The organism is Caballeronia sordidicola, assembly GCF_000729995.1.
In the GTDB taxonomy this organism is placed as follows: domain Bacteria; phylum Pseudomonadota; class Gammaproteobacteria; order Burkholderiales; family Burkholderiaceae; genus Caballeronia; species Caballeronia sordidicola_A.
This window is the reverse complement of record NZ_JNFG01000009.1, coordinates 198,952-212,059: the sequence shown is the minus strand read 5'-3', so window position 1 is coordinate 212,059 and position 13,108 is coordinate 198,952. Positions and strand designations below refer to the sequence as shown.

General features: G+C 54.5%; 8 protein-coding genes. 6 read left to right on the top strand and 2 right to left on the bottom strand.

Annotated features, from left to right (window positions below; all coding sequences use genetic code 11):
* The first annotated feature begins 241 nt into the window (after positions 1-241).
* Genes FH08_RS0110405 through FH08_RS0110395 form a run of 3 tightly spaced genes read left to right on the top strand, consistent with a single transcriptional unit; the run spans position 242 to position 5,488 of the window.
* Positions 242-2,044 carry a DUF1302 domain-containing protein gene (locus FH08_RS0110405; protein WP_031358256.1) on the top strand — a complete coding sequence of 601 codons (1,803 nt, stop codon included), beginning with the start codon at positions 242-244 and terminating at the stop codon, positions 2,042-2,044.
* Positions 2,045-2,091: 47 nt separating this feature from the next.
* Positions 2,092-4,452: an efflux RND transporter permease subunit gene (locus tag FH08_RS0110400; RefSeq protein ID WP_075583322.1), complete on the top strand. Its 2,361-nt coding sequence runs from the start codon at positions 2,092-2,094 to the stop codon at positions 4,450-4,452.
* A gap of 10 nt (positions 4,453-4,462) precedes the next feature.
* Positions 4,463-5,488, top strand: a complete 1,026-nt coding sequence (locus FH08_RS0110395) for a WD40/YVTN/BNR-like repeat-containing protein (RefSeq protein ID WP_081889425.1) — start codon at positions 4,463-4,465, stop codon at positions 5,486-5,488.
* Between the two features lie 399 nt (positions 5,489-5,887).
* Here FH08_RS0110395 and FH08_RS0110390 read toward each other — a convergent pair whose 3' ends face one another.
* The gene (locus tag FH08_RS0110390) at positions 5,888-6,772 is read right to left on the bottom strand and encodes a phytanoyl-CoA dioxygenase family protein (protein ID WP_031358253.1); all 885 of its coding nucleotides are present in this window, start codon (positions 6,770-6,772) and stop codon (positions 5,888-5,890) included.
* Between the two features lie 755 nt (positions 6,773-7,527).
* Positions 7,528-8,562, bottom strand: a complete 1,035-nt coding sequence (locus tag FH08_RS0110385; RefSeq protein ID WP_160172455.1) for an AraC family transcriptional regulator — start codon at positions 8,560-8,562, stop codon at positions 7,528-7,530.
* 386 nt (positions 8,563-8,948) lie between these two features.
* Between FH08_RS0110385 and FH08_RS0110380 the strand changes: the two genes are divergently transcribed.
* From FH08_RS0110380 to FH08_RS0110370, 3 genes are all read left to right on the top strand, one after another.
* On the top strand, positions 8,949-10,409 hold the full coding sequence (locus tag FH08_RS0110380; protein WP_160172454.1) for a TetR/AcrR family transcriptional regulator: 1,461 nt from the start codon (positions 8,949-8,951) through the stop codon (positions 10,407-10,409).
* A gap of 446 nt (positions 10,410-10,855) precedes the next feature.
* Complete coding sequence (locus FH08_RS0110375; RefSeq protein ID WP_035565892.1) at positions 10,856-11,797, top strand: aminotransferase class IV; 942 nt, start codon at positions 10,856-10,858, stop codon at positions 11,795-11,797.
* Between the two features lie 494 nt (positions 11,798-12,291).
* Positions 12,292-13,107, top strand: coding sequence for an SDR family NAD(P)-dependent oxidoreductase (locus FH08_RS0110370; RefSeq protein WP_031358249.1), 816 nt, complete (start codon positions 12,292-12,294; stop codon positions 13,105-13,107).
* The last annotated feature ends 1 nt before the right edge of the window (position 13,108 follow it).

Here is a 13,108-nt window from a genome sequence, read left to right as displayed (position 1 = left end):
AAATTTGGCCCTTCAGGACTGCTTGGTTGGCCGACCGCAACATGGTTGCTGAAATTTTCGCTTATTACTGTGCGTATATCGGACGTGTGATGCGAAACGGTGAGTACCTTACTTAGAACTAATCAATAAGAGCTCTTAAGTACAACTTTATGGTTGCTGGCGCACGTCTTTGCGGTGGGGTTTGGGCGGATTTTATTTTTAAGCGAACGGCACAGGAAAATCCAGGGAAAAGGGGAGAGGTATGAAGCGTCGAATTACCAAAGCGTTGTCCGTCGGTGCCATGACTGCCATGTCAGCGTCAATGGCACATGCGTTTACATTTAGCGTCGGAACTATCGATGGAAATTTCGATTCGGCTTACACGGCCGGTCTGGGCTACCGCCTTCAAAGCCCCAGCTGCCAGTTGACAGGAGACCCGGGCTATTGCGGCGGCTCGGCCAATACTGCGCAGTGGGCGAATGGCGACGACGGCGACCTGAATTACAAAAAAAATAGTCTTTATACAGCGTACCTTAAAGGTACAAATGAGCTTTACCTTAGCGACCCGACTCTTGGAGTTAAATTCCTCGCTCGGGCAACGTATTTCTATGACTTCGCCGCAGCCGAGACTGATAGAACAGAGCTTAGCTCTGCGGCGTATGCGCAGATGGTCCGTAATATCCGACTGCTTGACCTTTGGGCCGAAAAAGACTTCACGTTGAATGATGAATCAGCGCACGTCCGTGTCGGTAACCAGGTCCTCAATTGGGGTGAAAGCCTGTTCCTTGCGGGGGGTATCAATGCCACCAACGCTTACGACTACCAGAAGCTTTTGATTCCTGGCACGCAGCTTAAGGAAGCTGTTCTTCCGGCGCCAATGGCCGAGTTTGAGGCGGCGTTAGGGCATGGTCTAAGCGTGGCGGCGTACTATCAAGTCGGTTGGAATCAAAACATCTATCCGGCGGTGGGCTCGTACTTCAGTACGAACGATACTCTAGGAAACGGCGGAGTACCGGCCAGCATTAGTACACAGAATGGAAATGTTGCTGGGTTGGACGGTGCAACCATTGCCGGCAGCGGCACCCGAGCTGCGACGGGAAGTGCATATTCGAATCTCTTGTCAGGGGCCTATGCCGGAGCGCCTTATTACGCAGCAGGCGTCCCAATCGCGGGAAGTGTGAATGGTCAAAATAGCAACCAGTACGGCATTTCATTTCACTATAAACCCAAGTCAATTCAAGCAGACTTTGGGTTGTACTACATGAAATACAACGATAAAAGCCCTGTCCTGAATGTTACGTCGGCTGGGGCATATCAGTATCAGTACTTGAACGACCGACAACTTATCGGCTTGAGCTCGAACTTCCAACTTGGCGATTGGGCTATCGGCAGTGAACTCGCGTATCGCCCCCATGATGCTGTCTCCCTGTCAGGTTGCTACGGCGCAAATGGGCCTATTAACGCGAACACAAACGCTGCCAGCGGGTATTGCCCGTTGTGGGAGGATAAGAAGAATATCAACCTGGACGTGAATGCACTACTGAGTATCACGCCGGCAAACTATCCAGTTATTCTTAAGGCGTTGGGCGGCGCGGACACAGCGAACGTGTCACTGGAAGTCGGGGTCACGAAGTTCCCGGGCATCAGCTCCAATAGCGTCATCACGCGCACAATCAACGGCCAAACAGTGCAGCAAATTCCGGCGGCGGGTTACGTGACCTGGCTCAACGACCCATCCAGTCCAAACGCCACGCCCGTCGGGGTTGGGACCTCCACGTCGGCCGGCATGGTAGCGGACTTCAACTGGACATACGACGGGACGCTCATCCGCGGATGGCAGGTGACGCCCGGCGTGACGTATTCCCGCACGTTGGCTGGCAATACGCCGACATTCAGCGCGAACTATCTGCAAGACGCAAGTTCGGCCAATTTCTATATTTTATTCAATCAGAATCCGACCGTCTGGCAGGCAGGCATCAACGTAACGGTTTACATGGGTCCGAAGCCCTACCAATACTATGCGGACCGGGATTTCGTCGGTGCATTCGTAACTCGCAATTTTTAGCATAACGTCCGTCCAGGGCGGTGGCGGAAATTTTTAAGGATTTGAACGTGCTAATACGTGTCATTCAAAAGCTTGAGGGGTGGTTGTTCTCCCATCGAGCGATAACACTCATTACGTTCTCGGTCTTTACGCTCGTAATGGCTGCGTTCGCTGTTCAATTGCGCATGCAGGCGGGGTTTGAAAAGCAAATCCCAATCGGTCACGAGTACATAAAGACCTTCCAGAAGTATCGGAATGACCTGCTCGGAGCGAACCGGCTAACCGTTGTCGTAAGGGCGAGGCATGGGAGCATCTGGAACAAGGAGGGCCTTACACGACTTTTCCAGGTCACCCAAGCCGTAACGTACCTACCCAATGTGGATCGACTTGGCGTTCAGTCGTTATGGACACCAAATAGTTTCGTGAACGAAATCACCGAAGAAGGGTTTCGAGCCGAGCCGATCATTCCGGGGACCGTCACCCCGGGAAGCCTCGATATCGCCACAATTGAGGCGGCACGAAAAGCCACTGACCAGGGTGGGTTCATGGGCTCGCTGGTATCGCGCGACCAAAGCGGCGCCATGATTACGGCATCAATCAACGAGGTAGGTGCGGACGGCAAGGTCCTTGACTATGTTGCTTACAACAAGCTCATCGAAGAGAAAATTCGTAAGCCGTTTGAGGATGCAAACTACGAGGTCCAGATTATCGGCTTCGCCAAGCAGATTGGAGATATTGCAGACGGTGCGCAAGGCGTTCTTTTGTTCTGTGGCATCGCATTGGTTTTGACCGCTATCGCTGTCTACTGGTACTGTCACTCGATACGCTTCACAGTCCTTCCGATTGTGTGCTCGTTGACTTCGCTGGTCTGGCAATTCGGAACCCTTCGACTGCTCGGATTTGGACTCGACCCGCTTGCAGTTCTTGTCCCGTTTCTCGTCTTTGCAATCGGCGTATCACATGGCGTGCAGCAGATTAACTTCATCGTTCGCGAACTCGCGCACGGCAAGACGACGGAGGAAGCGTCGCGTCTGAGTTTTACCGGCCTTCTGATTCCAGGAACGCTCGCGCTGGTAACGGCCTTGGTTTCCTTTGTCACACTGCTCCTGATTCCTATCCCGATGATTCGGGAGCTTGCTATCACCGCATCGTTGGGCGTCGGCTACAAGATTCTGACCAACCTCGTTATGCTTCCAGTCGCAGCCTCGTGCTTTAACTTCACGCGTGAGTATGCGCAGAAGGCCATGAGGAAGCGGGAGAGTCGCGCTCGTTGGTTACGTGTGCTTGCGCGGATTGCTGAGCCGCGCAATGCCGTGATTACGTTGGTGATAGTAGCCGGCGTTTTCGCGACCGCGGTTTGGGAAAGCCGGGACCGCGTGGTTGGCACACTGCAACCGGGTGCTCCGGAACTTCGGCCTGAAGCGCGGTTCAACCGAGATGCGGTGTCCATCGCCAGCAGTTTCGACGTGGGCCTGGATTGGTTGACGGTCGTCGTCGAGGCTCCGCCTAATTCTTGCGAGTCGCCGGCCGTCGGGCATTACGATGATGCGCTTGCGTATGACCTTCAGACTGTTCCAGGAGTCGTATCGGTTAATTCATACGCGACAATGCTGCGTAACTACAATCAGGGCTACAACGAAGGTAACCCCAAGATGGGCATTGTCCCTATCGACCCCGGCAACTATTCGTCGCTAAGCGCGGAAATTGCACGGGTCCGGGGATACATGCTGGCTGACTGCAGCATGACAGCAGTTCATCTATACCTCGCGGATCACAAGGCTACGACAATCAATCGCGTCATAGCCGCTGCGAAGACGTTCGCGGCGACGCATCAGGTCAACGGTGTCCATATGCGGCTCGCAGCTGGGAACGCTGGTGTGCTGGCTGCCACCAATGACGAGGTTGAGAAAAGCGAACTGCCGATGATGCTGTATGTCTACCTCGCTATCGTCGTCCTCGTGTTCGTCGTCTACCGTGACCTCCGTGCCGTCGTGGCTTGCTGTTTGCCGCTGACCGTGGGGACGTTCATCGGCTACTGGTTTATGAAAGAGTTCGAAATTGGGCTTACTGTCGCAACCCTCCCGGTAATGGTGCTAGCGGTCGGAATCGGCGTTGACTACGCGTTTTACATATACAACCGCCTGCAGGCCCATCTAGCAGCGGGAGAGCAAATTGTTAAGGCATTGGAGCACTCGATTCTCGAGGTCGGGATGGCAACCATCTTCACCGCAATTACGCTTGCGATCGGGGTGGCGACATGGTCATTTTCGGCGTTGAAGTTCCAGGCCGACATGGGCAAGCTGCTAGCGTTCATGTTTATCGTCAACCTGGTGATGGCAATGACCGCTTTGCCGGCTTTGGCGGTGGTGCTGGAAAAGCTCTTCCCGCGCCGCAGGCCGGTTCGGGCGCCTGGCGTTCTCAGTCATTAAGGCGGTAAAAATGTGGTGTCTACTTCCAAAATTTGGTGATTTCCCTTCGGTGTCGAGGCTTGCAGGGGGTAAGACGGTTATCGCCTTGGCCTGCTTCCTTGCTATTCAAGGCTATGCGACGGCTGCTGACCTGCCCAACGACAAGCCCCAACTAGTCGTACACCCGGCGGAGCGCACGGCAAGCGCATTGAGTACCGCAGTACTTGGGGTGGCTAAGGCCGGAAAGCGCATCGTGAGCGTTGGTGACCATGGTGCTGTACTTTTGTCCGACGACGATGGTGCGCATTTTCGTCAAGCGGAATCGGTGCCAATCGGGTCGATGTTGACGGCCGTGCATTTTACCGACGAGAAGCGAGGTTGGGCTGTCGGCCAGTGGGGCGCCATTCTACGAACCGATGACGGCGGTGAGACATGGAAGGTCCAGCGCGTCGACCTTGCAAATGACCGGCCGTTGTTCTCGGTCTATTTTAAGAGTGTGCAGGAAGGATGGGCCGTCGGGTTGTGGTCGTTGATGCTTCACACAACCAATGGCGGAGCCACTTGGGACGTTGTAACTTTGCCACCGCCGCCAGGAAGCAAGAAAGCGGATATCAATCTCAACAGCATATTCGCTGACGAGAAAGGGGACCTGTTTATCAGTGCGGAGCGGGGAATCGTGCTGAAGTCCTCGGATGCGGGAAAATCGTGGACCTATGTCAACACTGGATATGCCGGAAGCTTTTGGAGCGGTGTGGCCTTGAAGGATGGAACCGTTCTGGTCGGTGGTCTTCGTGGCTCGATTTACCGAAGCGCGGACGAGGGAGCGACGTGGAGCAACGTCTCGTCAAATCTGCATAGTTCGGTTACCGACCTCGTCCAGCAATCGAATGGAGCGGTCGTTGGCGTAGCGCTTGACGGTGTTTCTCTGCTGAGCAAAGATGACGGCAAGACGTTCGTCGGCGTTCAACGCTCCGACCGTATGCCACTTACTGCGGTTACGGAGACTCATGACGGGAAGCTGGTCTTGTTTTCGGATAGCGGGCCCGTGAAGGAATAGTTCATTTCTGGCGCAGGGCGGTGCTAGCTTAGCCGCCCGTTTTTGAGCCCAGTCTAACAACGTGATGGCATGGCTAACTCTTGGCTCCTAAGTCAATAGGCCCACACGCCGACTATGCGTCAACGCATTTCTCTTCCATACGATTACCCCTCAACTTCAGCCTGCCATGGCGAATGAGCTGCACCAAGAGGGGTTGTCCGTTGGACCATACTCAAAGTAGTCGTGCTGAGGGCGAGGAAGTTACGCATGCGAGTCTCGCTCGGCTCCATGCGCTGGTTGATGTCGTGCGGATGTGCGGAGGTTAACCAAGTTACGGTGAAGTTCCCTGTGGGCGCATTTTGCGAAACGAAGCGACTTCTAACGCGACTCGGGAACTTCTGGCCTTCATGCTGGTTCCGGTTACAAAGCCACTTTTCCTTGATTAAAGCCGAGGAAATCAGCGAGCTCGAGGTAGTCAACCTGCCAAAGGCTGCCGCCCCCAAGCTTGCCGTTGTGAAAGGACCTGAAACCGGTAAGTTGTTGGGCCTTTGGGCTGAGAGTACGAGCGATTTCCATGGGAATGACGAACGGATAAGCTTCTTCGGGAACAAGCCAGCCGGGACAAAACGCGAGTGCGAGCGCGCGACGCGCACGATTGCTTCGATTTTCGCCTGCGCCGTGGAGGAGCTTGCCGGAGTATACCAACGCGTCTCCTTTTTCCATGACGGCTGAAATGGTCTGGGCCTGGTCACCTCGGTCTTCGAAGTTATCCCACAGGTGGCTCCCCGGGATGACGCGAGTCGCTCCCATTTCTTCGGTGTAGTCTGACAAAGCAACGAGGCAATTGCACATAACTTCTGGAGCTTGGGGGCCATATCCGCGGAAGACCGGGTAGTTCTCCAAGTCGCGATGCAACATTTGAGTTTTCTCCCCGGGTTGCAACTGAATGACCTGTGCAGCATTCATCCAGTAGGAATCGGATGTTTGCAGCATCATGGTATCGATGTAAGACAGCATGGTCGGGTTGTCGATCATTTCTTCGCGGAACACCTTGCTCCGCGCGATGAGTTGGGTCACTCGCTTTGTCTTATACCCGGCAAACTCCATCATCCACTCGTTGCCTTTGACTCCCTCAGCCCACTCATTCACGATGGGGTCCATCTCGGCGTTAAAGCGGTCTACCTGTTTGGCGAACAGACCTTCGACAATCACGCCGCCGTCGGCTTGGATGATTTTAGACACTTCATCCGCGGGCGTACCTGCGAGAACGTGCTGGAGGCTTGTGACGGTGATAGCAGACGGCATGAACATACTCCATATCTGAAATTTTGGGTTTGCAAATTAACGACATTGCTTCCCTTTGCGCCGGCAACTATTCGCTACCGGAGAATCAAAAAGAACGTTTGAGTCGCCCATTAAGTCTAGGTTGTTCTAAAAGCTTGAGAATGTGCGAAACGGACATTTGAATCCACTATGGGTATTCCTGCACAGGAGTCGTGGCGTGGCGCTGCTGGCGCGATTTGGTAGTTAGACGCATCGGATTTAGTGGCCACCATACGACCCTCTCGGTTGGTTAGTCCGATTGCGATTCTTCAGCGTGCGGTAGCAGCGAAAACGTGTGTCGTTGATAGTATTTATGGTCCACTGGATGAAGTGTTGCTTATGCTTGCATAATCGAAAAAATCGCATACATAGTGTGCGTAGGCATCGGAAATCCTCGTCATCGGCATTTGCCCATGAGACTAGTCGACAGGGGGTGTGCTGATTCCCGTGATTCGCTGTGGGTGTTCGGAAAATGTGGACTGCTGGCTCGCCTGCGCTGGTCTAGTCAATGACGGAATCCACGCCAAGCGAGCTCCCCTGGACGGCTTGTGCGTGCAGTAAGCGCATTCGGAAACTCCCTAGAAGGTTCCCGATAATTCACATGGTTCATAGCCGCTGTCATCGGTCTTGATTAAGTAATCCGAATGGATTCGCAGTAGACCATGTTCGACGCCTGCCGGTTCCCCAGCTTTCCTTGGGATGATATTGCGTTTGATGTAGCGCAAGATAACCTCCAATCATGCCGCAGCTGCGTGCAATTGGATGTGCCGGGGGGCGCGAGTTTTGCCTACAAATACATTCTTCGGTAGTTCGATTTGGGCGACAGAGGTCGCGCGATACTGGCGAGGGGCTTGGCCGGTCCAGCGCTTGAATGCGTGACTGAAATTGGCCGCATCGCTATAGCCGAGCTTCTCGGCAATAATCTCCGTGGTCAGGCCGGTAGAACCAACATATCGGATTGCGAGCGTTTTGCGCACGTCATCGAGTAACTGACTATAAGACGTGTTCATTAGGTCGAGTCGGCGTCGAAGTGTGCGAGCGGACATGCATAGTGTGCTCGCTACCTCCGGTAGCGTTGGGATTTGTGTTGAAGCGTTTGACAAAATCGAACGCACATTGGATGCCAGGTCGACGTGATTTCCCTGGACCTCAAGCAGCTGGTCGCATGCTTCGGTGCACGCCTTATGGGTACGCGGATTTGCCTGTGACAGCGAGTGGTCAAGCCAGGCGGCGTTGAAGCGAATTTGTGCGACTGTGTCGTTGCTGACATTGTTACAGGACAGCAACGTGCCCGCTCTGCTGTGGTGCTCCCCGCACGAGGAGAGCAAGCGCACGCACGACGGTTGGAAGTGCGGTATCTGCAGGTCGCGAAGGAACGTTAGGACCTTGGCGAGTTCGAATTCAATGGAAAATTCGGCCTCTTCAATGCCCAGCCCGCCCGAATCGGTGAAGCGCAGAACCGCAGTGCCGTCCTCGACGGAAAGCGTTGGGCCGTACTTGAAGTTGAGCAATGGTGCGTATTCACGGGCCACCGTGAGCGCTTCGCGCAATGTCGCACTGCTCCAGAGCGCGTAACCGACAATGCCGAAGGCAGTGATGTGAGCGCGCGAGCCCGCTCGTAGAGCAAGGAGCCGGTCGCCAGATAGACTTACCGCGTTATTGAGCGCCGTAACATGCTGCTCAATCGACGCCTTTGCCTTCCCGTGAAGTAAGGCGGTCGGCGAGAGCCCGGTTCCTTCCAGGGTCGCGGCTGAGGGGACGCCGATGGCCATTGCAGTATCCGCGATCAATGCGATTTCCGCCGGATTCAGCGTAGCGAACGCGACAGCCGAATCCATATGTAGCCTTTCCATACTTGCTCCGTGGGCGCTAAAGGCGTTGTGGTCGTTCGAAGAGGCACGCGACCATATTTTCTGATAGAAACTTGTTATATGACCTAATTGTAGAGGTCATATGACCAAAGAATCAACTTGAAAAATAAAGTCGAATATCGGTAGAATCCCCTATCAAAAAGCGATTACGCTCCGTTTTAGGGCGTGATGAGGCTTGCTTGTGGTGCATAACATGCAGGGGAAAGATTTGAAATTACCAGAGTAAATTGGTAATTTGACCTATAATGTCGGCTGGACAATGAAGAAGTTTCGTGGGGGACGTTCACGTGCAAGAGAAGTTAGCTCCTCGCGCCAGCGCGGCAAAGGTGCAGGGTGAGATCGCAGACGGAGGTTCGGTGCAGCGGCGCAACCGCGAGCGTCGAATCAGCGACATATTGGTAGCTGCCACCGAGATTTTTCGCGACGAAGGGTATGCGGGATTTACGACGCGGAAGGTTGCGGTAAAGGCCGGCCTCACGCTAAGCAACCTCCAGTACTACTTCCCGGACAAGGAAGAGTTGCTGTCCATCATCATCAAAAACTTCCTGCACGGCTTTCTTGACCAGTATCTCCGCATAGCGCACCGACGTGGCGTCACGGCGCCGCGTCGGTGCGCCGCGCTTATCGAGCAAATTTTTGAGGACATAAACAAGGCCAGTCCGGAAAGGTTCATGTTCGAAACGTGGGCTTTCGCTCAGCACGAGACTTATGCTTCTGCTTTGGTCGAAGGAGTCTATGCGGCCTACCGGAATATCTTTGCTGGGCTATTGTCCGAGATTAATCCCGCGCTTTCAGCCGACGAATGTCAGGCACGCGCGTTGGTGCTCACAGCGCAGGCCGAGGGCATGATGATATTTTCGGCTCGAAGCGACGATTCCGAAAAGGACTATGAGGAATTTGTTCGTACAACAAAGCGAAGCGTCAAATCGGTAGCTGGATTGACCGCCTCAATGCTTGGTGCTGACCTGTTTGGTGACGTCCATTCAGCGACTTCGATCGCACAGGGCCCGGCAGGCGCAGGTGTTCGAGAAGGCTTGTTCGGCTCTGAAAAGCACATGCGGCGTGGGCGTTACGAGATTGCCATCCGGCAGAATACCTCAGAACCGAGTTACCTTCGTCCGACGATGCAGAGCCGGAGGAGGGAGGCAAAAATCAATGAAATTGTTGCGGCAGCAGCCAATGTGCTGGCCTCGGAAGGGTACGCAAACTTTACGCTGGCGCGAATCGCCAAGGAAGTTGGAATCCTCACGTCGGGCCTGCAACACTATTTTCCGACCCATGAAGACCTTCTGAGTTCGACAATTAACGCGCTCTTCTTAGAGTACTATGACCGCTGGTCGGAGATGAGCCAGTCTAGCGACAAGCCCGCGGTTGACCGGTTGTGTGCAATCATTGAAGACGTGTTTGAAGAGGCATGTGACCCACGCGTATGCCGCTTCTCGTTTGAGATGTTTGCTTTGGCTGAGCATTCGGCTATCACTCGCGAGCTGCTCAACAAGACGTACACTGAGTACCGTCAGATTTACGTCAATCTCGTGCGAGAAATTGACCCTGTGGCCTCCGGCCGCGAGTGTCTGGCCCGCGCAACTCTCATCGCAGCTCAACTTGAAGGGTTGCCGGTCTATACCTACAGTGCTGGCCGGCAGACGCCGGGCCTGGATAGAGTGCTACGGCTCTTCAAAGCAATATCCGTTGATATTGCTCGTGGTTCCATTGGAAAGAGCAAAGAGACCATTTCGCAGTCTTGACGATGCTGGAATTTGCAGTGCACATGCGCACTATGAAGCAAAGATGGGCGGAAAGTCGTTAGTGCGTCGACGCGCTTTCCTCTTTGAGGCGGCGACGCTAGACAGCAATCGTTGGATCCAATAACAGCGGGATCTCGCTGCCTACTCCAGATTTCTTCGAATCTGGTGCGCGGCGCCAGACAATGTGTACTCCATATTATAACGCTTCTCAAATCACTACTACCTTCGCTCTCTGCGCTTGGGCGCATGTGCTTAATGACACAGCCGCTTGACCGTGAGGCACATGGTAAAAGCCATATGTGCCGGATAATCTTCGGTAAATCAGACGATTGTGACCTATCGTCTAACGCATCGCCCTTTGCAATATTACTGCCGGGGCTTTCGCAACGCCGTTGAACTGTGACGAGGGAAGGTTAAATATGAACATCACGTGCGCCGCAAACGTCATGCTGACGGACCCGTCACATTCGCGGCTTGATTACGCCCCTGAGTTCGATCATGGGAGCGCGCACGTCAACGGCACCTTTTGTTCGATTGACGACGCAAGCGTGCCAATTACCGATGGTGGTTTCATGCAGGCGGACGCGGCATATGACGTTGTCAGCGTTAGTAAGGGCTTCTTTTTTCGGCTGGAGGACCATCTCCAACGTTTTGAGAGTGCTTGCAGAAAGTTCTACCTGCGCAGTCCATATGACAAGAATGAAACAACCGAGATTCTAAACAAGCTGGTGAAGCTCGCTGGTACGCGTGAAGCTTACGTCTGGTGGGCAGTAACGCGTGGGCCGACGCCTGCTGGGCGAACCGACCCGAACAACTACGTCAATCGTTTTTACGCGTTCGCCATTCCATATCGTTTCATCGCAAGCGACGAACAACGCGTGCGAGGTCTGGACATGCTGGTCAGCAAACGTTACACCCGCATTCCGCCGGCCTCGGTAGACCCCACCGCAAAGAACTTCCATTGGATGGATTTGAAGCTCTCGCTCTTCGAAGCGGGAGAGCAAGGGTACGAGTGGACGGTATTGTGCGACGCGCGGGGCAACCTGACCGAGGGGCCGGGTGTGAACGTCTTTTTCATCAAGAATGGCGAATTGTTCACGCCGGACGCTGGCTGCCTTGAGGGCGTTACCCGTAAAACGACGCTCGAGCTTGCGAAGGAACTGGACATTCCTATTCACGTCAAGCCGGTTACCGCTGATGAGTTGCGCGATGCTGACGAGGCGTTTATCACGTCGACCGCTGGCGGAATCATGCCAGTCAATAGCGTGGACGGAATCATTCTCGGAGGAGAACGCGGGCCTGGCGCCTTGACCACGAAGTTGCATAACCTGTACTGGTCCAAACGCTGGGATGGTTGGCTGGGGACCAAGGTTGACTACGGCAAATGATGACGTCGCTGGCTAGTCGATCCAGTTACGGCCCGATGTAAACGGGGCGCAGCGACAGTCGCGCTAAATCCATATCTGCGCAAAAAGTACGAGGGGGTGCGAGCCGCGAGATGTTTGTGCGCGTGTCGAGCCGTTGCATATCTGTTGGTCCCGATGGCCTGCGTGTCAGCATTTCCCCGACGCTTCCGACCGCTGCGATGTGCGAGCGGCAGCCTGCGAGTCGATGGTGATGGGCGCCAGTAGTCTGCTCAACCGTCCGTACGTTTCTGACGCCGCGCATCCGCGGCTCAAGCAGTTCAGTTGCATTGGGTTAATTCTTTGACAGTCGGCCATTCACCCGGGAATTTGGCCCTCTAAAACCTGTGTTTCTACCTCTTTAATACATAACATCTCTCAAGATTTGACGCGGTTACGTGACCTCAAATTCGCGAGCGGTTGCAGCGTAAGACTGATGTCGCCCCGCCCCTAATAACTCCTGGCAGGAGCTTTCACGAATGACTTTGAAATTACAAAACCGCGTCGCCGTGGTTACCGGCGCCAGCTCCGGAATCGGTCGCGCTATCGCCCTTGCGCTCGCGAAGGAAGGCGCTTTGATAGTGTGCTCCGATATCCGTAAGTCTGCGAACGCGGACGGCTACGAATCCGACCTCAACATCGATACGGATGACCTAATCGCGCAGGGTGGCGGCGCGGCGCACTTTGTTCCTTGTAACGTCACCAAATCGAATGAAGTGCGGGCGCTGGTTGCGGCATCCGTTGAGAGGTTTGGCCGGCTGGATGTGATGGTCAACAACGCTGGCGTGGCGTTTGATTTCGCCACTGTCGTCGAAGAGCGTGAAGAGGATTTCGACACCACGATGGCGGTCAATGTCAAAGGCGTATGGTTGGGCTGCAAGTACGCCATCGAGCAGTTTATGAAACAGGAGCCAGTCACCATGGCGAATGGAGGGCAAGTTCGGGGTCGTATCGTCAACATGGCGTCGATGGCTGGTCTTGTAGGTCTTGCTAAAGAGCCCGCATATTGCGCATCGAAGGCGGCGGTCGTCGGCCTGACGAAGGAAATCGCTGTTGACTTCGCTGAACAACGAATCAATGTGAACGCGATTTGCCCTGGTTTCCTCGCGACCTCCATGGTGCGTTCAGCGCTCGAAGACGAAGCGACCAGCAAATGGCTGCATGGTCTTACGCCGTGGCCACGCTTGGGAAGGGTCGACGATGTGGCAAAGGCCGCATTGTTCCTTGCATCGGATGACGCGGAATGGATGACGGGCTCAATGCTCACGCTCGACGGCGGATTCGTCGCTCGTTAAT